Below are 18,712 nucleotides of genomic sequence, written 5' to 3'. Positions count from 1 at the left end.
GCAAGTTCATCTCGTGCGTGTCGCCGCCCGGCGCGTGCCGCGCCAGCCGCACTGAGCGCGCGGCGACGCGCGAGCGGTTGCGCTTCTTACTTCTTCGACAATCCGCCGAGCAGACCGCCCACCAGCGACGTCACGGGCGCGAGCGGATTGTTCGTGGCCGCATTACCCGAGGTCGCCGTGAGCGACACGCCCGCGGGCGCGGCGCCCGGCGCGCTCGACGTTGCCGCTGCAGGCGCAGTGGCGCTGCCGATGGCGCCGGTCACGGTCGACAGCAAGCCGGTGACGGGTGCAAGCGGGCTGCTGGTGGCGCCGCCACCGGCCGCGCCGCTGAGTCCGCCCGTCACACTGGAGAGAATGCCGGTCACGGGCGCAAGCGCGTTGGTGCCGCCCGATGCGCCGCCGACCGCGCCCGTCAGGCCGCCGACCAGGCCGGCAACAGGGGCGAGCGGCCCGCTACCCGTTCCGCCCGTCAGGCCGCCGAGCACACCGGTAACTGGCGCAAGAGGCCCGCTACCCGTTCCACCCGTCAGGCCGCCGAGTACGCCGGCAACTGGCGCAAGCGGCCCGCTGCCAGCGCCGCCCGTCAAGCCGCCGAGAACACCGGTAACCGGCGCAAGTGGCCCGCCGCTAGTGCCACCCGTCAACCCGCCAAGCACGCCGGTAACCGGAGCCAGCGGCCCACTAGCCGTTCCGCCAGTAAGCCCACCAAGTGCACTCGTCAGCGGCGCAAGCGGCCCGCTACCGGTTCCCCCCGTCAAGCCACCCAACCCACCAAGCGCCCCCGTCAGCGGCGCGAGCGGGTTGCCGCCCGTTCCCCCCGTCAAAAGACCGCCAACCGACGCGACCGTCGCGCCCGTATCCGTCACCGTGCGTCCGAGCGCGGTCGTCACGGGATTGCCGCCGCTCGCGCCGAGCAGTACGCCGGCGTGGCCGAGCCCGCCGCCGAGCGTCGACAGCAGTGTGTTGACGGGCGCGCCGAGACCCGTCGTGTTGCCGACGGTCTGTGTCGTCGATGCCACCATCGACGTGATCGGCGTAATCGCCGTGCTCAGCGTCTGCGTGACCTGCTGCACCGGACCGGTCGACAGCGCCGTGCCGAGCACGCTGCCGCCGTTCGTGACCGCGCCGCCCAGCGTGCCGACCGCGCCGCCCAGCGGCGTCGTGAGTGCCGACAACGGAGCGAGCGGGCCGCTGCCGAGGCTCGTCACGAGCTTGCCGGTTTCCGTCACCGCGCCGCCGGCATGTCCGACGACGCCGCCAAGGCTCGACACCGTGGTCCCGACCGCGTTGCCGCCTGTGCCGAGCTGGCCGAGCCCCTGCGTGACGCCGCCGCCGAGCGTGGAGACGGCAACGCCGACTTCGTTGACGATGCCGCCTGCGGCCTGGGTGGTCTGCGGGCTCACGCCCGGCAGCGTCTGTGAGCCGATTACCGTGCCGACGCCCGAGACCGTCGAGCCGACGTCGCCGATCACGCCGCCCGAGTTGCCGACCACGGTGCCGATCGCATTCGCGACCGGCGTCGTGCTCGGGTCGGTGCCGGGATCGGTGTGCGTGTTCGGATCGGTATTCGTATTCGTGCTGGTGTTTGTATTAGATTGGCCGCCCGAACCGCCGCTACCCGAACCGGCCGAGCCCATCGAGCCGCTGCCGCTCCCGGTCGACAGCGTACCGCCTGCCGAACCGCTGCCGTTGCTGCCGGTGCCCGAGCTGAGGCTTCCCGAGCCTCCGCACGCGCCGAGCGAAAGCAGCGCCGCCACGCCGGCCGCGATCAGCGTGGTGCGCAACGTGACGACGTTCGCCGCCTTCGTGATCCGGATTGTTCCGTTGAGGTTGGTCGTGTGGTTCGTGCCGATTGTTTGAATGTTCATGTCGCCCTCGCATCGCATGTGTTGTGTGTGGTCCTGCTGCGGGCTCTCTCTGCACGACCCATGCCATTTCGACTGACCAATAGCGAAGATTTTCGAATGGGCGTCGCAATGCCTTATCGAATAAGGCGTTGCCGAATTCGATGGAGCAAGCGCTAAATCAGAAAATGCATGGGAAAAAGGCGCCGCGGCGCATTGGCGATAGCGGCGTAACGTAACGGGCCGGGGACGCCGTTACGGAATTCGCCGTAACGCGAGCGCATATCGCGGCGTGTTCCGCTTGAAACATCCTTTCAAATAGTTAATTAGTGCACCGATTCAAAATTATGGTTAATACTATGTGCTGCAACGCACGAACAGCCGTTAACCTATGTGTACGGGAAGAACCAACGGGCAATCATCCGTGCGGGCACACGAGAATTGCTTAAAAAAGATTGTTCAGCTATAAAGCCCAAAAGCCGGACGGATTCACGAGGGAGGTGGGTTATCGAACAGACAGCTCATGCACATCCGTTTTATTGGGGGCGGCCGCAACGCTCAGATGCTGCACGGTAGCAACGCGCACCGGAACGAGAGACCAACGGTGCAGTGCGTGCTGGACCTGGCTGCAACACGCGGCACACAGAATGACGAATAAATCGAAAATCGAGGGTAACAATGAAAAAGTTCACCGCAAGCTTCCTGAGAGATAACCGGGGCGTAACAGCGCTGGAATATGGTCTGATCGCAGGTCTGATCGTCGTCGTTATCGGTTCGACAGTGCAGGGTCTGGGCACGCAGCTCAATACGGCATTCCAGACGATCGCCGGGCTTTTGCCTCATTAGCAAATAAAGCAATGGGGTCTCGGCAAGCACGGCGTAAGGCATTATTAATTTAACGTTTTACGTTCTTATTCCTGCCGGGATCTTGCCTGATAGGCGCACCCGGATTGCGATTGCAATCCGGGTGAATTGATGCGTCTGTCGAGTTCTAATATGCAAGTATCCTTCGCGCTTCTCGTATTCATGCTCTGGTGTGCGTGCGTCGCCATTTGCGATTACCGCAGCCGGCATATTTCCAATGCGCTTGTCGTTGTCGGTTTAATAACGGCGGTTTTGTGCGCTCTATTTAACATTTCTCCGTTCGGTATTTCCGCCGCTCAGGCCGCGGCCGGCGCCGCCGTCGGCCTCATCGCCCTGTTGCCGTTTTTCGCGCTCGGTGTGATGGGCGCCGCGGACGTCAAGGTGTTCGCGGTGCTTGGCGCGTGGTGCGGCGTTCATGCGCTGCTCGGGCTGTGGGCGGTGGCGAGCGTCGCCGCCGGGCTGCATGCGCTGTGGGTGCTCGTCGCGACGCGCACGCGCGTGGCCGCGCTGCTGCAACGCCGGGCGCCTACCTTCGAGCTGGCCGGCCGGCGCTCGACGCCGTTCGCCACATGCCTCACCGTGCCGTTGATGGTATGGCTCGCCGCGCAACTCGTTGTAGGAGGCGCCCGATGATCGCGCGTCCGCAACGCGGCAGGCAGGCCGATTCGAGACCCGCCTCGAGACTGGCCTCGATACCCGCCAACGGTATCGACGCCGCGCCGCGCGTCCCCGCACGCAACGCACACGCACGCAACACACACCCCCGCCGTTCCCAGCGCGGCGCTACCGCGATCGAATTCGCGCTCGTGTTCCCGCTCTTCTTCTGCGTGTTCTATGCGATCGTGACCTTCAGTCTGATCTTCGTCGCGCAGCAGAGTCTCACGCTGGCAAGCGAGGAGGGCGCGCGCGCCGCGCTGAACTATCAGAAAGCGAACGACGTCCCCGCCGCCATCAATCTGCGCGCCGCAGCCGCGTGCACGACCGCCACAAACATGGTCGCGCAGATGATCAGCACCGCCGCATGCCAGACCGTGCCCGCCGCATGCAGCTACCAGCCGGCCATGACCTGCATTGCCGTGACCCTGACCTACAGCTACGCGGCGCATCCGCTCGTGCCGAACCTGCCTCTGCTCGGGCTCGTGCTGCCCGACAACCTGACCAGTACCGCCACGGTGCAACTCAATCCGGTGAACATACTTTGACTGACGCACACGCTCCGATTCCGTCGACTCCGGCTCGCTCGTCCGCGCATGACGGCCGCATGGCCTCGCGCGATTCATGGCGCGCCCGGCCATGCTGAAGCTGACCCGCATCGTTGCCGGCGCGCTGATTGCCGTCGCGCTGTTGCTCGGCGTATTCGCCGTGATGTTGCTGCGCCGGCCCGCGCCCGCGCCGGTCGCGTCCGTCAAGCAAACGGTGTTTCCGGTGGTGGTGGCGATGCGCGTGCTGCCCGCGGGCAAGCCGATCGGCGCCGATGCGCTGCGTGTTCAGCCGTTGCCGATCAACCCCAACGGCGCGTTCGCCGATCCTTCGCTGGTCGCGGGGCGCGTGCCCGCCGCCGACATCGGCGCGGACTCGCCGGTGCTCGAGGAGCAACTGTCGTCCGGTCTCGCCGAGCGGATCGAGCCGGGCGAGCGCGCGGTCGCGGTGCGCGTCGAGGAATCGAATGCGGTCGGCAACCGCTTGCGGCCCGGCAATTTCGTCGACGTGTTCTTCACGCTCAAGCGCGACGGCAATATGGGCAGCGGCGGCGAGATCGAGCGTACCCAGGCGCGTCTGTTGATGTCGAAGGTGCGCGTGCTCGCGTTCGGCAACGCGACGGCTGCCGGCGACACGTCCGGCGATCCGAACGGCATGGTCAGGACAGCGGTTCTCGCGGTGCCGGTTGCCGATGTCGACCGTCTGACGCTCGCCGAAAGTTCGGGGCGGCTCGTGTTCGCGCTGCGCAATCCCAAGGATGCCGAAGTAATCGACGCCGCCGCCTTCGCGCCGCTGCCCGCGGTGCTGAAGACATCGACGCGAGCGGGCGACGCCGCGCCGTCCGGCGATTCGACGCGCGCGGCCGCCGGCGTTTCGCTCGACGCGCTGTCGGGCGGCGCGGGCAATGCCGCGCCACGCACGCCCGCCGCGCCGCATGCTGCGCCGCCCGTCACGCGCGTCGTGAATCATGCGGGAAGCGCGGGCGGCGTCATCGAAGTGATACGGGGTGGGCGCGCCGAGACGGTCGCCCGATAGCGGTTTCAGGGAGCCGCGCGGCCACGCGCGTCCATAAAAAAATGAACAAACGCATTTTCGGGTACGGATTAACGGCGCTGCTGTGCGGCTCGTCGATGGCGATGTCGTCCGCGAGTTTTGCGGCGGGCGGCGCGGAGCAGCTCGACGTCGCCGTCGGCTCGCAGCAGTCGCTTGCGGGCGGCCATACGCTGCGGCGCGTTGCGATCGGCGATCCGAGCGTCGCGGACGTGCTCATCATCAAGGGCGACAAAACGGGCGGCGTGCTGCTGATCGGCAAATCGCCGGGCACGACGAACGTCATGTTGTGGGAGCAGGGCAAGGACGCGCCCTTGTCGTACGTCGTGAACGTGAGCTCGCCGGCCGCGAAAAGTTTGCTCGGGCCCGGCACGCCGTCCGTGAAGGTGCTCGGCGACACCGCACTGATCACGGGCGCCGCGCCGACGATGGAAGCGCATCACCGCGCCGCCGCCGCCGCCGAGATCGAGGCACATCAGCGCGCGGCGCTGGGCGGCGCGGGCGGCATCGGCACTGCCAATGGAGCAAAAAGCAGTGCAAACAGCGGACCAAACGGCAGCGCAAACAGCGCCGCAAACAGCGCGCAAATCTACGACACCTCGACAATCGCGACCCGCTCGGTCGTCCAGGTCGACGTGCGCGTGGTGGAGTTCAGCCGCACGGTCCTCAAGCAGGTCGGCCTGAACATCCTCAAGCAGAACAACGGCTTCACGTTCGGCTCCTTCGCGCCGTCGGCGCTGACCTCGGCGACCTACGGCTCCACGCCGTCGTTCAGTTCGGTCGCGCCGATTTCGTCGGCGTTCAATCTCGTGTTCAACTCGGCCACGCACGGCCTGTTCGCCGACCTGAGCCTGATGGAAAGCAACAACCTCGCGCGAATTCTGGCCGAGCCGACGCTCGTCGCGCTGTCCGGTCAGAGCGCGAGCTTTCTTGCCGGCGGCGAAATTCCGGTGCCGATTCCGCAAGGTCTCGGCACGACGTCGATCGAATACAAGCCGTACGGCGTCGGTCTCACGCTCACGCCGACCGTGTTGAGCCCGCAGCGCATCGCGCTCAAGGTCGCGCCCGAAGCGAGCCAGCTCGACTTCGCGAACGCGGTCACGATCAGCGGCGTATCGGTGCCCGCGATCACCACGCGCCGCACCGACACGACCGTCGAACTCGGCGACGGCGAGAGCTTCGTGATCGGCGGGCTGATCGATCGCGAAACGATTTCGAACGTGGCCAAGGTGCCGCTGCTTGGCGACCTGCCCGTGATCGGCGCGTTCTTCAAGCAGCTCAACTATCAGCAGAACGACAAGGAACTGGTGATCATCGTCACGCCGCATCTGGTGTCGCCGCTCGCGAAAGGCGCGACCTTGCCGGCCACGCCGGGCGAGCAGTCGGAGCAGCGCAACGCGCCGGTGTGGCGCTCGCTGATCGGCGGCGTGGCGGCGCGCGACGCGGCGCCGGGATTTTCGAAATGAACGCGCGCGGCCAGGCGGCAGTTCGCGGCGCGCGCACGGCTTGCCGCTGCAAGATCGGCGCGCGTCTGCCGCAGTTAGGCTGCGGCGGGCAACGAAAGGCAAAGGCACGCGTCGTTGCGCCGATGCCGCAAGAGGATGGGCACGATGAACGCAAGAACGCACTCGTTGACTGACCGGGCCGTCACCGACTATTTCATGTTTGCGTCGCTCGCCGACGAACATGTGCACTGGCTCTCGGAGACCTTGCTTGCCGCGGGCGCGGTCGAGGCGGTCACGCTCGATCCGTCGATTCTTACGCAGCGTATCGCGACGCTCAACCCGTCGCTCGTATTCGTCGACTTTTCGGGCGGACGCGGCGCGGCGGCGAGCGCGGCGACGAACGCGGTGCGCGCGCAGTATCCGGGGCTCCAGATCGTCGCGATCGGTTCGCTCGCCGAGCCGGAGAGCGCGCTGGCTGCGTTGCGCGCGGGCGTGCGCGACTTCATCGATCTGACCGCGCCCGCCGCCGACGCGCTGCGCATTACGCAGCAGGTGCTCGACAACCTGGTCGAACCGGTGAGCCGGCATGGCCGCGTGACGGCGCTGCTCGGCGCGCGCGTCGGCATGGGCGTGAGCACGCTCGCGACCAATCTCGCGGTCATGCTGCAACGGCGCGACGCGCAGCAGGGCAGGCAGGCGGCCTTGCTCGATCTCGGCTTGCCCGCCGGCGACGGCCTGCTGATGCTCAACACCCGCAGCGACTTTCATTTCGTCGAAGCCGTGCGCAATCTGCGGCGCTTCGATCAGACCTTCGTGCACACGGCGCTTTCGCATCACACGAGCGGCCTCGCATTCACCACGCTGCCGCCGAATCTCGCCGACATGCGCGAGATTTCCTATTCGTCGTCGATCAGTCTCCTGAACCGGCTGCGCGCGTTTTTCGACCAGCAGATCATCGACCTCGGCGGCTTCTCGAACATCGAATTCATCGCGCACGTGGTGCGTGCTTCCGACGAAGCGTGGCTCGTCTGCGATCAGGGCGTGGCGTCGATCGTATCGGCGGTCGGCGTGCTGGAGGCATTGCGCGATGCGGGCACGGACACGACCAACGTCAGGCTGATCGTGAACAAGTTCGACCCGGATCTCGGCCTCGGCGCCGCGCAGATCGCGGAGCGTCTCGAGATTCCGCTCGTCGCGAGCTTGCCCGATCGCCGCGTGGCGCTCGGGCAGACGGCGAACCAGGGCTTGCTGCTCGCCGATGCCGCCGCGCGCGACCCGTACGTGCGCGCGCTCGAGCCGCTGATCGAGCGGCTCGCGGGCCCGGCACACACGAGCGCGCCGGCGCGCGGCAAGTTCGCGTTGGGCGCGCTCAAACGCTTCATCCCAACTTCTTCCAGACGGTCATAGACGATGGCAAAAGAAATCGAATTCGCCGACAACGCGCCGTCGTTTGCGCAAAGCCAGCAGTTCCAGGACATCAAGAACGCCGCGCACGAACATCTGCTCACGCGTATCGAGGAACTCGGCTCGGAGTTCGGCCGCTGGTCGCGCAACGCGATCAATCAGTTCGTCGATCTGGAAATGGACAGCTTCGTGCGGCTGCGGCGCGTGCCGATCAACGAGGCCGAGGTGCGCGCGATTGCCGACGCGTTGACCAAGGAGCTCGCGGGCTTCGGACCGATCGAGGATCTGCTCAACGATCCGGCCGTCGAAGACATCCTGATCAACGGCTATAACGACGTGTACGTGTCGCGCCACGGCATCCTCACGAAGATACCGGTGCGTTTCGCCGACAACGCGCATTTGCTGCGCATCGTGCGGCGCATTCTCGCGCCGATCGGCCGGCGTCTGGACGAATCGAATCCGATGGTCGATGCGCGCCTGCCGAACGGCGGACGCGTCAACGTGGTGATCGAGCCGCTGTCGATCGACGGGCCGATCGTGTCGATCCGCAAATTCCGCAAGGACCCGCTGCGTCCCGACGATCTGCTCGGCAACGGCACTTACAGTCCCGAAATCGGCGCGCTGCTCGAAGCCGCGGTCATGGCGCGCTGCAATGTGCTGGTGTCGGGCGGAACGAGTTCGGGCAAGACGTCGCTGCTCAACGCGCTGGCCTTTCACATCCCCGAGCCGGAGCGTGTCGTGACGATCGAGGACACGGCCGAACTGTCGCTGAACCATCCACATGTGGTGCGGCTCGAAAGCCGTCCGGGCGGCTTCGACGGTGCGGGCGTCGTGACGATCCGCGACCTGCTGCGCAATACGCTGCGCATGCGCCCGGACCGCATCATCGTCGGCGAAGTGCGGGGCGGCGAAGTGCTCGAAATGCTCCAGGCGATGAACACGGGCCACGACGGCTCGATGGGCACCGTTCACGCAAGCTCGCCGCGCGAGTGTCTGTACCGGCTCGAAATGCTGGCGGGCTTCGCGGGCTTCCAGGGCACCGAGTCGAGCCTGCGCCGTCAGATCGCCAACGCGATTGACTTCATCGTGCAGATCGGGCGGCTTTCGAACGGCCGCCGCCGCATTCTGTCGATCACCGAAGTGACGGGCCTGTCGGACAACATCATCGCGACGCAGGAGTTGTACCGCTACGAGCCGGTGCTGTCCGCGGACGGCGAAGAGCTCGATCAATGGGTGTCGCTCGGCATTCATCCGCATTCGCCGAAGCTCGCGCGCTTCCGTCAGCCGCTCGGGGGTGTGGGCTTCGGCGGTAGCGGCGGCGGTGGTTTTGGTGGCGGCGGTGGTGGCGGTTTCGGCGGCGGCTTCAATGTCTAGCGCCGCATTGATCTTTGCCGCGCTCGCGCTGCTGTGCGCGGCGCTTGCGCTGCTCGTCCTGCAGCGCGGCGCGCAACGCAAGGAGCAGGCGAGCGCGGAGCGCTTTATCGATAGCCGGATGAGCGTCGCGTCGACGGCCGCGATGAGCGGCGCGGCGATGGCATCGGGCGCAGCGACTGCGAGCGGTGGTGCAAGCGGTGCTGCAAGCGCGCCGCGTGGCGCATCGTCTTCGGGCGGCGCTTCGTCTTCGTCTTCGGGCGCGGCCGCGGGATCGGCGTCCGCTTCGGCACGCCGCGCCGCGCCCGGCGTCGCGTTCGCGCCGCAAGCGCCGTCCGCCGACGCGGGCTGGGACGCGCATCTGCGTTATCTGGGCGCACGCGTGCGCTATGCAATCGGCGCGAGGCTCAACCGCGCCGGACTGCGCAACGCGCGCGCGTCGCTCGCCGCGGTTGCAGCCGTCATCGCGACCTTGTGTCTCGTGGCCGGCAGCCAGGGCGGCCCGCTCGCCGCCGGCATCACGCTGCTGGGCTGCGGGGTGTTCCTCTACTTCGTGATGTCGATGCGCGCAAGCCGGCGCCGTCAGGCGATCGTGCGGCAACTGCCGTCGTTTCTCGACGGCATCGTGCGTCTGATCACGCTCGGCAACAGCGTGCCCGCCGCGTTCCAGGCCTCGCTGCAAACCACCGAGGCGCCGCTGCGCGAATGCCTCGACCACGTTTCGCGAATGCTCCGATCCGGCGTCGAGATCGACCGCGCGCTGTCTCACGTCGCGGTCCTGTACGGCGCGCGCGAACTCGAACTGGTGGGCGCGGTGCTGCGGCTCTCCGTTAAATACGGCGGCCGCGCGGACGTCATGCTGGACCGCATGTCGTCGTTCATGCGCGATCTCGAGCAGGCCGAACGCGAACTCGTCGCGATGTCGTCGGAAACGCGGCTGTCGTCGTGGGTGCTCGGCATGTTGCCCGTCGGCATCGGCAGCTTTCTGATTCTGACGAACCCGCGCTATTTCGGCTCGATGTGGTTCGATCCGGGCGGCCGCCAGATTCTCTATCTCGCGTTCGCGCTGCAATTGACGGGCGCGTATCTGCTGTACCGGCTCGCCCGGTTGAGGGCCTGACGATGCAGCCGAACGAACTCTTCGCTCTCGCGCTTGCGTTCGCCGCCGCGGGTTTGCTGCTGCTTGCCGGCCTGCTGGTCGCGCGTCTTGCCGCGGCACGCCGCAGCGCTCGCACGCTCGCGCACGCGCTCGACGGGCGCGCGCTGCAAAGCGCGGCGGCCGCGGGCGCTCGTGGCGCGCAGGCGGGCAATGCGGCGAATGCCGCGCAGGGCGGCGCTGCGAACGCATCGAGCGCGGCAAGCGTGGCTAGCGTGGCCAATCTGGCTAGCGGGTCGCATGCGCCCAATGCGTCCAATGCCGCGCACGCGCTGAATACATCGTCCTCGCGCGGCACTTCGGCCAACGTCAAGCGCGCACGCGGCATGAAAGGCCTGCTCGAACGATGCGCCGACGCCGGCACGCGCTGGCTCGACACATCGGTTGGCCGGCAGGTCGTCGCGCAGGAGGACCGGCGGCTTCTCGAACAGTGCGGTTTCGTCGATGCCCGCGCGCGCGGACTGTTCCTGATGGCGCGGATCGCGGGCGCGATTGTGCTGCCGCTCGTCGCCGGCCCGATCGCGCACGCGCATGTCGACGGTCCGCGTTATGTGCTCGTCGTGATCGTCGCGTTCATGTGCGGCGTGATGGCGCCGAAGCTGGTGTTGCGCCGGCGCGCGGCGGCGCGTCGCGGCGCGGTCGTCGACGAATTGCCGATGCTCGTCGATCTCTTGCGGCTCTTGCAGGGCGTCGGCCTCTCGCTCGATCAAAGCCTTCAGGTGATGGTCAACGATTTTCGCGGCGTCTTGCTCGTGCTCGCGAGCGAACTCGAAATCGCGCAAGGCCAGTTTGCCGCGGGCCGCACGCGCGAGCAGTCGCTGTCGCGACTTGCGTCCAGCTTCGACAACGAAGACCTGCGCGCCGTGGTGCGCCTGCTGATTCAGGTGGACCGCCACGGCGGCGCAGTGCAGGAACCGCTCAAGCAGTTCGGCGACCGCCTGCGCGAAACGCGCCGCGCGATGCTGCGCGAACGGATCGGCCGGATGGCGGTGAAGATGACCGGCGTGATGATCCTGACACTGCTTCCCGCGCTGATGATCGTCACCGCGGGGCCGGGTGTTATGTCGGTGTCCCATTCGCTGAAGTCGATGCATCGGTAAGGAAACAGCAATGCAATTGATCAAGATACCGAACTATTCCGCGCGTGCGATGCGCTGCGCTTGCAGTGCGTTGGCGCTCGCGTTGCTCGGCGCGTGCGCGTCGCAGCAGTCCGGCTACGGCATCGGTCCGCAGGCCGAGCGGCAGGCCATGCTGCAGCGGACCAATCGCGATCCGGCGCCGGACACGCCGGGCATGTACCTGGGTCTGATCGACCGGATGCAGTCGCAAGGGCTTTACTTCGCGTCGCTCGCGCATATCGACGCGTTCGAGAAGCAGTACGGCGTCACGCCGGATTCGATCTTGTTGCGCGCGGACGCATTGCGCATGACCGATCAGCCCGAGGCGAGCGCGGCCGCTTACGCGCAGTTGTTACAGACGCCGCTGGCGGCGCGCGGGCATCGCGGGCTCGGTTTGATCGCGGGCGGACAGGGCGACTTCGGCCGCGCGGCGAGCGAGTTGCAACAGGCGGCGCAGCTCGCGCCGACCGATGCGACGGTGCTCTCCGACCTCGGTTACGCGCGCCTGCGTGCGGGCGACGTCGCTGGCGCGCGCGTGCCGTTGATGAAGGCGGCGGAACTCGATTCGACGAACCCGAAGGTCGTCAGCAATGTCGCGCTTTTTCTGCTGGCGAACGGGCAGGCGGCCGCTGCACAGGCGCTGATGAACCAGCAGAAGCTCGCGCTCGACGTGCGCGCGGCGATTCGCAGCGATGCGGCGAAAGTCGCCGCCGCGAGCCGCGACGGTGCGCATGCGGGCGCTGCCGCCGCCGGCATGACGGTTCCGTCGAGTGCGCGAAACGCGCCGGCGGGCACGGTCGCGAGCACGCAGAACACGATGGAACCGGCGCCGCGTCTCTTGCAACGGTTCGCACAATAACAGGCGGCGCGGCCGCGGAGGGTAGCGTGAAAAATAACGAAAGAAACGGGATGCGGTGGCGCTCGTGGTGCTTTGCAGTGCGCGCGTCGGTGCTCGTGCTCGCAGCCGGCGCGGCCGCGCACGCGGGGGCTCAGTCGGCGGCAGCGGGGGAGCCGGCCGTCGCACGCAGCGAAGTCGGGCATTCGACATCCGCATGGCTCGAGCTTCAGCGCAGCAACGCGCAAGCCGCGGCCCCTCAGCCGATGCTCGGCGAAGAGGCGGGGCTCGCGTACCGACGCTACATGCAGTCGTTCAAATCTCGCATTCCCGATCTGTACGGTTCGGCGCTCAATCAGGGCAGCGGCGGCGGCCAAGGCGGCGGGCTCACGGGCCAGTTGCCGCAGAACTGATATGCGATCAGCCGATTCCGTCCGCTGTCATTCGCGATCGCTGCGCACGCATCGTCGCGCAGGCGCTGCCCTTGCGCTCACCCCGCGCCGGCAGCGCGGCGCGATCGCGCTGCTGGCGGCGGTGTTCGTGAGCGTCGCGGTCATCGCGCTCGGCGCCGTGGACATCGGCCACTTCTATTACGCGCGCCGCGATTTGCAGCGAACCGCCGATCTCGCCGCGGCGGCCGGCGCTCAGGTGATCGGCAGCGCGGGCGGCTGCGCGGCGGCCGCCAGCATGGCGCGGCTGAACGCAACCGCAAACGGCCTGCCGGGCGACGGCACGGTCCAGGTCACTTGCGGACGATGGGACCCGTCGGCCAATGCGGGCCAGTCGTATTTCGTTGCGTCGGGCACGCCGCTCAATGCGGTGCAAGTGGTGGCGAGCCGGCCCGTGCCGTTTCTGTTTCTGATCGGCCAGGCGCGCGACCTGAGCGCGAGCGCCGTCGCGCAGGCGACCAACATCAGCTCGTTCTCGCTGAGCACGTCGGTGGCGAGCCTTTCCGGCGGTCTGCTCAACGGATTGCTGAACGGCTTGCTCGGCACCAGCCTGAATCTCGACGTCGGCTCTTATCAGGGGCTCGCCACCGCGCAGGTCAAGCTGGCGGATCTGGCGGCCGCATTGGGCGTCGCGTCGATGTCGCAGTTGCTGCAGACGCAGGTGACGGTGAGCCAGCTCGCCACCGCGATGGCGACCGTGCTCGGTCAGAGCAACGTGGCGAGCGCGAGCGCGACCAGCGCGCTAGGCGCGATTGCGAGCGCATCGACGGGATCGACGGCGATCCGGCTCGGCGACACGACGAGCGCAAACGGCTTGCTCGCGATCGGTCTGGCGAACCCGGAGGCGGCCGCGTCCGCCACCATCAACGCGCTCGACGCGCTGATGATCGCGGCCGAGATCGCGCACGGCAGCTCGGCGGTGAACCTGGGCACCGCGCTCAATCTGAGCCCGGTCGCGAACGTCACGGCGCAAGCGCGGGTTCTGAAGCCGCCCGTGATCGCGGTGGGCGAGGCCGGCACCTATCCGGACGGCCGCTATCGGACGAGCGCGCATTCGGCGTCGGTGCAGCTTTATCTGAACGTGCAACTGGTCAACGCCAAGCTCGGGCTCGGGGCGGGATTTCCTTCGCTTGTCAACGTGAGCCTTCTCAATCTGCCGATTTACCTCGAAGTCGCGCCCGGCACCGCCGGCTTGCAAAGCACGCAGTGTTCGACGCAGAAGTCGACGAGCTATAGCGGGATCGACGTCAGGCCAGGCCTGCTGTCGATGTGCGTGGGCGGCGACGCGTCCAGCAACCTGACCAATAGCAGCGTGCCGACCACCTGCTCGACGCCCGCGTCGTTGACTTCAGTGAGCGTGCCGCTGCTGAGTCTAGGCGTAATCGACGTGACGGTCGGCACCAGTTCGCCGGCGAACGGCTTTAACCTCCATATACAGCCGCAGTCGAGCGTGCTGCGCTTTAACAACGTGGCCGGCGATGCCGACGACTTTCAGAGCACCAACACCAACGCGCTCGGTTCGGCGACGAGCGGTCTTGTGGGCCAGCTCGCGTCCGGCCTCGCGGGCTCGATGCATGCGAGCGCGCTCGGCCTCGACATCACCGTTCTTGCCGCGCCGCTCGTTGGCGCGCTCGCCGGGACGCTCACGCCCGTACTGAATTCGCTCGACCTGCTGCTCGTTCCGCTTCTGCAACTCCTCGGCGTGCAGGTCGGCGTCAGCACGGTTCACAGCCTCGGACTTGCCTGCGGTCAGGCACAACTGGTTTATTGATTCGGCGACCATGAGAACCACCACCAAAATCGAGGAACTCGATATTTACGTCTGGGAGGGCAAGGCCGACATCGTCGACCGGGTCGCGCGCTGCATGGCGAGCTTCGACGTCGAAGTGATCCGTGCGGATGACATCGCGATCTCGCCCGAGCGGACCGCGCAGCGGCCGTCGCTCGCGATCATCAGCGTCTCGGTGATCGACAGCGGCGCGCTGATCGTGCGCGACTGGCAGGCCGCTCACGGCATTCCGGTCGTGTGGGTCGGCGCCGCGCCGCGCGACCACGATCCGTCGATGTATCCCGCCGAGTATTCGCACATTCTGCCGCTCGACTTTACGTGCGCCGAGTTGCGCGGCATGGTGACGAAGCTCGTGCTGCAAATGCGCGCGCACAGCGCGAAGACGCACGAGTCGGACGCGATCATCGCCAACTCGGAATGCATGCAGACGCTGCTGCACGAAGTCGATACCTTCGCCGACTGCGACACGAGCGTGCTGGTGCACGGCGAGACCGGCGTCGGCAAGGAGCGCATCGCGCAACTGCTGCACGAAAAACATAGCCGCTACGGCAAGGGCCCGTTCGTCGCGGTGAATTGCGGCGCGATTCCGGATGGCCTGTTCGAGTCGCTGTTTTTCGGGCACTCGAAGGGCTCGTTCACGGGCGCGGTGGTCGCGCACAAAGGCTACTTCGAGCAGGCCGACGGCGGCACGCTGTTTCTCGACGAGATCGGCGATTTGCCGCTTTATCAGCAGGTCAAGCTGTTGCGCGTGCTCGAAGACAGCGCCGTCACGCGCATTGGCTCGGCGACACCCGTGAAGCTCGACTTCCGGCTCGTCGCCGCGACCAACAAGCATCTGCCGCAGCTCGTGAAGGACGGCACTTTTCGCGCGGATCTGTATTACCGGCTGGCCGTGATCGAGCTGAAAATCCCGTCGCTGGAAGAGCGGGGCGCCGTCGACAAGATCGCGATCTTCAAGGCGTTTATCGCGCATGTGGTGGGCGCCGAGCGCCTCGCCGGCTTGCCGGATTTGCCGTACTGGCTCGCGGACGCCGTCGCCGATACGTATTTTCCGGGCAACGTGCGCGAACTGCGCAATCTCGCCGAACGGATCGGCGTGACGGTGCGGCAGATCGGCGCATGGGACGCCGCGCGCCTGCAGCGTCTGCTCGCGCTTGCCCGCAGCAGTCAGCCGGTGCCGGCCGAGAGCGCGGCCGAAGTGCTGGTGGACCGCAGCAAATGGGACATGGCGGAGCGCAACCGCGTGATCGCCGCACTCGACGCCAACAGTTGGCGGCGTCAGGACACGGCGCTCTATCTGGGCATCAGCCGCAAGGTGCTGTGGGAGAAAATGCGCAAGTACCAAATTTTCGACGAAGAGCCCGAAACCCGCGAAAGTGAGTAATAATGAGACGATTGGGAACTAAAACAAAAACTGTCGAAGCAGGAATTACATGGACCAAAAGTCGAAACTACGACAGATCGCCGTTGCCGCGATCATGGCGTTGGGGGTAGCACACGGCGCATGCGCACAGGCTCAGTCTTTGCCTCAGTCTCAGTCTCAGTCTGACAACAATGGCGCATCCGGCGTCGTTTCCCAACCGGGTGCGACAGTCGCGCTGCCGTCGACGCAGCCTGCGCAGCCTCAGGTTCAGACTTCCGCGCTCACGCCGGACGAAGCGAAGCAATCCGCCGCGGGCAACGTCGCCGAATTGCAGCAGATGATCAAGGGCTCGGACCTCAGCGAACTGCGCACCACGTACAACGGCAGCTACGGCGCGAGCTTGCTGTTCCACGGCAAGGAGATGACGTACTACGTCGCGCTCTTCCAGCAAAAGAACTTCTGGCGTGTCATCAAGACGCAGGACGCGGCGCGCGCCGAAATGATCTACCGCGATTTCGCGCGCCAGACGCTGCAACTGTCGGACGTGGAAATTCGCCGCACGCAACTCGAGGCGCAAAAGGCGTTCACCGAACGCATGATCGCGCTGTCGCAGAACCGTGCGAATCGCCTGCAGGCCGACCTCGATGTTGCGCGCCAGCAGCAGACGATCGTGGCCAACCAGCAGCAACAGACCCGCGCCGAAGCCGTGGCGCTCGCGCAGCAAAAGGCTGCCGCGCAGGAGCAACTGCGTGCGGCGCAGCGTCAGGTGCGCGAACTGCAGCGGCAGCTTGAAAGCGGCTTGCCGGTGCATTGAGGCGGAAGCGGCTGACCGTCTGACGGTCTGCTCGCACCAGATAAGCCGGGTGGGCGATGCTCAATACGCTCGCTCGGCTTGCTTTCATACGAGGCGTTACTCGACCGGCTTTGTCCTTGGCATAAATCAGCGTATCTGTCGGCCGGCGTCATCACGGCGCGCGTGCCGAAGGCGCTTGCGAATTGCGCACTGTGCCTGCGCGCGCCATGCGTTCGTGGCGCGCGACTGCGTTGCCGTTGCGCGCTAGCGCCGCTTCTTCTCTTCCCCTGGCTTCTGCGCTTGCCCCGGCGAATGCGGTTGCGCCTCCGACGCACGAGGCGCGTGATTCTCGTGGACGGCAATCGGATCGCTCGCGGGGAAGCTTTCTTCCAGCGCCTCGTCGAGGCGGCTTTCCGTAGAGTCGAGCACCCGCTCCGGCTGGTTTCCGGTGGACGGCGGCGCAGTGTGCTTCTTGCTCGTCATGACGGGCTCCCTTAGACGTAATCGACGATCCAGCATAGCGCAAACACTGCGCCGGCGACATTAGCCGGATGGCATAGGACCGCGACGCGCAACGCCAACACCGCGCCATCTAGTAAAGAAAAACTTCAAACGTAGGTTCGCCGGCTCGTTTTCCGTGTGTCGCAGGAATGCAGTGCGGAAAACAACCATCATCGGACGGTCGCGTGGACCGGCCCATCGCACCGCATGCGGCGCAACGACACTGTCCAGCTTCGGGAGGGGCGCAAACTCAAACGACCAACAACAAGGCAGCGAACACCATGAACACGAAACACGTGCGCACAAGGCGTTTCAACGCTTCACACGTGGTGGAAGCAGAACTGGATCATCTGGATTGGGCAACGAAACAGCCGACGCAACGGATGCTGGACGCCGGCTACTGGCGGCGTCGTCTGTTGGCGGTCAAATGCAGGTTCGAGCTGTCAGAACAACAGGTGGCGAGGGTGGAGAAAATTCTGCAGCGGCTCGGCCCTCTGCAGAAGTAAGCGGCGCTGCGCGCCGCTTATTGCTTACTCGTGGCCGCCGTTGCCGTTGCCATTACCGTTGCTGCCGCCACTGCCGTGATTGCCGTGGTTGCCGCCGTCGCCGCCCGTGCCGAACAGACGGCGCCGGCGCGTGACGACCACCGGCGTATCGGACGAACTGCCGCGCTCCGATGCGGGCCGGTCAGACGGTGCGCCGTACGATTCGCGCGGTTCACGCGGTTCCCGATGCTCGCGCGGCTCACGCGAGCCGTGCGGCCCGCGGGTGGTGTGCTCGCCATGCGACGGGCGGCCCGCGCGCGGAGCCGGACGGGTTCCGGTATCGAGCTGGATCGTCGAGATGGCGCGCTTGTAGATGCCCTGCAGGCCGACGGGCGTGCGCAGCATCACCAGATATTGGTCGAACGACTCGATGCACCCTGTCAGGCGGATGCCGTTGACAAGGTAAATCTCAACGCGCTTTCGTTCTTTGCGCGCGGCGTTCATGAAGTCGTTTTGCGGATGCGATTCTGCGGAAGCCATGGACAATTCAGGTTAGAAAGACGGTTGTTCGCCGCGATTCTACCCTGTGCGGGGCGGAACGCGTCGGCGGGCGAACTGCGTCCACTATAACGGCTTGCGCCCACATAAGCACCTGGTAACTATGGGCTGTAACGTTGAGTTACCAAATCAGCCGATGATTGCCCGGCTTCTTCGGCCACAGCGGGCGCTTCCCGATGCCGATGGCGGAAAAAGCTGGCACGGCGGGATGCATCGTCGGAATAAATCGCCTGGCTGCAGCGTTAAGAGAGGGACGGTGCGGGAAAGATGGAGCACCCAGTTTGATCGACAGCCTCGCATGGGACGGGAGTAAGCGCCCTGCATGACAACGGAGACTCACATGAAACGCACTCGCATCCTCGGCATGATCGTCATGCTTTTCACACTCGCATTGGGCTCGCTCGCCACCACGGCGTGCTCGTCGACGGACAGCGGCGCGTCCAGCAGCGGCACGAGCGGCAGCGGCAGCAGCGGCGGCTACTGAGCG

General features: G+C 66.3%; 19 protein-coding genes. 16 read left to right on the top strand and 3 right to left on the bottom strand.

Features of this window, described 5'->3' with window-relative positions:
- Positions 1–86 precede the first annotated feature (86 nt).
- Complete coding sequence (locus P0D87_RS06225) at positions 87–1,868, bottom strand: collagen-like triple helix repeat-containing protein (protein ID WP_408636763.1); 1,782 nt, start codon at positions 1,866–1,868, stop codon at positions 87–89.
- Positions 1,869–2,522: 654 nt separating this feature from the next.
- On the opposite strand from P0D87_RS06225, the gene P0D87_RS06220 reads away from it, so the two are divergent.
- The 14 genes from P0D87_RS06220 to P0D87_RS06155 all read left to right on the top strand — a co-directional run bounded on the left by P0D87_RS06220 (position 2,523) and on the right by P0D87_RS06155 (position 16,702).
- Positions 2,523–2,690: a Flp family type IVb pilin gene (locus P0D87_RS06220; RefSeq protein WP_006053275.1), complete on the top strand. Its 168-nt coding sequence runs from the start codon at positions 2,523–2,525 to the stop codon at positions 2,688–2,690.
- Between the two features lie 150 nt (positions 2,691–2,840).
- Positions 2,841–3,341: an A24 family peptidase gene (locus P0D87_RS06215; protein WP_053858227.1), complete on the top strand. Its 501-nt coding sequence runs from the start codon at positions 2,841–2,843 to the stop codon at positions 3,339–3,341.
- A complete protein-coding gene (locus P0D87_RS06210) occupies positions 3,338–3,910 on the top strand; it encodes a TadE/TadG family type IV pilus assembly protein (protein ID WP_149029178.1) in 573 nt (190 codons plus the stop codon). The genes P0D87_RS06215 and P0D87_RS06210 overlap by 4 nt, the downstream gene beginning before the upstream one ends.
- A 91-nt stretch (positions 3,911–4,001) precedes the next feature.
- On the top strand, positions 4,002–4,943 hold the full coding sequence (gene cpaB / locus P0D87_RS06205; RefSeq protein WP_053859040.1) for a Flp pilus assembly protein CpaB: 942 nt from the start codon (positions 4,002–4,004) through the stop codon (positions 4,941–4,943).
- Between the two features lie 41 nt (positions 4,944–4,984).
- Positions 4,985–6,424 (top strand): type II and III secretion system protein family protein, encoded by a 1,440-nt coding sequence (locus tag P0D87_RS06200; RefSeq protein ID WP_053858226.1) that lies wholly within the window; start codon positions 4,985–4,987, stop codon positions 6,422–6,424.
- Positions 6,425–6,568: 144 nt separating this feature from the next.
- Positions 6,569–7,810, top strand: a complete 1,242-nt coding sequence (locus P0D87_RS06195; protein WP_053859039.1) for a fimbrial protein — start codon at positions 6,569–6,571, stop codon at positions 7,808–7,810.
- A 3-nt stretch (positions 7,811–7,813) separates the two neighbouring features.
- Positions 7,814–9,181, top strand: coding sequence for a TadA family conjugal transfer-associated ATPase (locus tag P0D87_RS06190; protein WP_053858225.1), 1,368 nt, complete (start codon positions 7,814–7,816; stop codon positions 9,179–9,181).
- Positions 9,174–10,298: a type II secretion system F family protein gene (locus tag P0D87_RS06185; protein ID WP_053858224.1), complete on the top strand. Its 1,125-nt coding sequence runs from the start codon at positions 9,174–9,176 to the stop codon at positions 10,296–10,298. Before P0D87_RS06190 ends, P0D87_RS06185 begins: the two co-directional genes overlap by 8 nt.
- A 2-nt stretch (positions 10,299–10,300) precedes the next feature.
- On the top strand, positions 10,301–11,434 hold the full coding sequence (locus P0D87_RS06180) for a type II secretion system F family protein (RefSeq protein ID WP_053858223.1): 1,134 nt from the start codon (positions 10,301–10,303) through the stop codon (positions 11,432–11,434).
- A gap of 10 nt (positions 11,435–11,444) precedes the next feature.
- Positions 11,445–12,311 (top strand): tetratricopeptide repeat protein, encoded by an 867-nt coding sequence (locus P0D87_RS06175; RefSeq protein WP_053858222.1) that lies wholly within the window; start codon positions 11,445–11,447, stop codon positions 12,309–12,311.
- Between the two features lie 26 nt (positions 12,312–12,337).
- Positions 12,338–12,700 carry a DUF3613 domain-containing protein gene (locus P0D87_RS06170; RefSeq protein WP_006051818.1) on the top strand — a complete coding sequence of 121 codons (363 nt, stop codon included), beginning with the start codon at positions 12,338–12,340 and terminating at the stop codon, positions 12,698–12,700.
- 1 nt (position 12,701) lies between these two features.
- The gene (locus P0D87_RS06165) at positions 12,702–14,507 is read left to right on the top strand and encodes a TadG family pilus assembly protein (protein WP_053858221.1); all 1,806 of its coding nucleotides are present in this window, start codon (positions 12,702–12,704) and stop codon (positions 14,505–14,507) included.
- A gap of 10 nt (positions 14,508–14,517) precedes the next feature.
- On the top strand, positions 14,518–15,909 hold the full coding sequence (locus P0D87_RS06160; protein WP_053858220.1) for a sigma 54-interacting transcriptional regulator: 1,392 nt from the start codon (positions 14,518–14,520) through the stop codon (positions 15,907–15,909).
- 49 nt (positions 15,910–15,958) lie between these two features.
- Positions 15,959–16,702 carry a DUF2968 domain-containing protein gene (locus tag P0D87_RS06155; RefSeq protein WP_053858219.1) on the top strand — a complete coding sequence of 248 codons (744 nt, stop codon included), beginning with the start codon at positions 15,959–15,961 and terminating at the stop codon, positions 16,700–16,702.
- Positions 16,703–16,945: 243 nt separating this feature from the next.
- Here the strand turns inward: P0D87_RS06155 and P0D87_RS06150 are convergent, their stop codons facing one another.
- Complete coding sequence (locus P0D87_RS06150; protein ID WP_053858218.1) at positions 16,946–17,164, bottom strand: hypothetical protein; 219 nt, start codon at positions 17,162–17,164, stop codon at positions 16,946–16,948.
- Positions 17,165–17,463: 299 nt separating this feature from the next.
- On the opposite strand from P0D87_RS06150, the gene P0D87_RS06145 reads away from it, so the two are divergent.
- Positions 17,464–17,688, top strand: coding sequence for a hypothetical protein (locus P0D87_RS06145; RefSeq protein ID WP_053858217.1), 225 nt, complete (start codon positions 17,464–17,466; stop codon positions 17,686–17,688).
- 24 nt (positions 17,689–17,712) lie between these two features.
- On the opposite strand, the gene hfq is transcribed toward P0D87_RS06145, so the two are convergent.
- Positions 17,713–18,207 (bottom strand): RNA chaperone Hfq, encoded by a 495-nt coding sequence (hfq, locus tag P0D87_RS06140; protein WP_053858216.1) that lies wholly within the window; start codon positions 18,205–18,207, stop codon positions 17,713–17,715.
- Positions 18,208–18,565: 358 nt separating this feature from the next.
- On the opposite strand from hfq, the gene P0D87_RS06135 reads away from it, so the two are divergent.
- Positions 18,566–18,709, top strand: a complete 144-nt coding sequence (locus tag P0D87_RS06135) for a hypothetical protein (RefSeq protein WP_171799851.1) — start codon at positions 18,566–18,568, stop codon at positions 18,707–18,709.
- Positions 18,710–18,712 lie beyond the last annotated feature (3 nt).

Origin of the sequence: Paraburkholderia sp. RL17-368-BIF-A, assembly GCF_046054045.1 — a bacterium.
Classification (GTDB): Bacteria; Pseudomonadota; Gammaproteobacteria; order Burkholderiales; family Burkholderiaceae; genus Paraburkholderia; species Paraburkholderia graminis.
The sequence above is the reverse complement of the archived record's forward strand: the minus strand, read 5'-3'. Positions and strand labels throughout refer to the sequence as shown.

Coding starts and splice junctions, on each gene's coding strand:
- P0D87_RS06225 (WP_408636763.1), bottom strand. CDS start 1,868: ATGAACATTCAAACAATCGGCACGAACCACACGACCAACCTCAACGGA.
- P0D87_RS06220 (WP_006053275.1), top strand. CDS start 2,523: ATGAAAAAGTTCACCGCAAGCTTCCTGAGAGATAACCGGGGCGTAACA.
- P0D87_RS06215 (WP_053858227.1), top strand. CDS start 2,841: ATGCAAGTATCCTTCGCGCTTCTCGTATTCATGCTCTGGTGTGCGTGC.
- P0D87_RS06210 (WP_149029178.1), top strand. CDS start 3,338: ATGATCGCGCGTCCGCAACGCGGCAGGCAGGCCGATTCGAGACCCGCC.
- cpaB (WP_053859040.1), top strand. CDS start 4,002: ATGCTGAAGCTGACCCGCATCGTTGCCGGCGCGCTGATTGCCGTCGCG.
- P0D87_RS06200 (WP_053858226.1), top strand. CDS start 4,985: ATGAACAAACGCATTTTCGGGTACGGATTAACGGCGCTGCTGTGCGGC.
- P0D87_RS06195 (WP_053859039.1), top strand. CDS start 6,569: ATGAACGCAAGAACGCACTCGTTGACTGACCGGGCCGTCACCGACTAT.
- P0D87_RS06190 (WP_053858225.1), top strand. CDS start 7,814: ATGGCAAAAGAAATCGAATTCGCCGACAACGCGCCGTCGTTTGCGCAA.
- P0D87_RS06185 (WP_053858224.1), top strand. CDS start 9,174: ATGTCTAGCGCCGCATTGATCTTTGCCGCGCTCGCGCTGCTGTGCGCG.
- P0D87_RS06180 (WP_053858223.1), top strand. CDS start 10,301: ATGCAGCCGAACGAACTCTTCGCTCTCGCGCTTGCGTTCGCCGCCGCG.
- P0D87_RS06175 (WP_053858222.1), top strand. CDS start 11,445: ATGCAATTGATCAAGATACCGAACTATTCCGCGCGTGCGATGCGCTGC.
- P0D87_RS06165 (WP_053858221.1), top strand. CDS start 12,702: ATGCGATCAGCCGATTCCGTCCGCTGTCATTCGCGATCGCTGCGCACG.
- P0D87_RS06160 (WP_053858220.1), top strand. CDS start 14,518: ATGAGAACCACCACCAAAATCGAGGAACTCGATATTTACGTCTGGGAG.
- P0D87_RS06155 (WP_053858219.1), top strand. CDS start 15,959: ATGGACCAAAAGTCGAAACTACGACAGATCGCCGTTGCCGCGATCATG.
- P0D87_RS06150 (WP_053858218.1), bottom strand. CDS start 17,164: ATGACGAGCAAGAAGCACACTGCGCCGCCGTCCACCGGAAACCAGCCG.
- P0D87_RS06145 (WP_053858217.1), top strand. CDS start 17,464: ATGAACACGAAACACGTGCGCACAAGGCGTTTCAACGCTTCACACGTG.
- hfq (WP_053858216.1), bottom strand. CDS start 18,207: ATGGCTTCCGCAGAATCGCATCCGCAAAACGACTTCATGAACGCCGCG.
- P0D87_RS06135 (WP_171799851.1), top strand. CDS start 18,566: ATGAAACGCACTCGCATCCTCGGCATGATCGTCATGCTTTTCACACTC.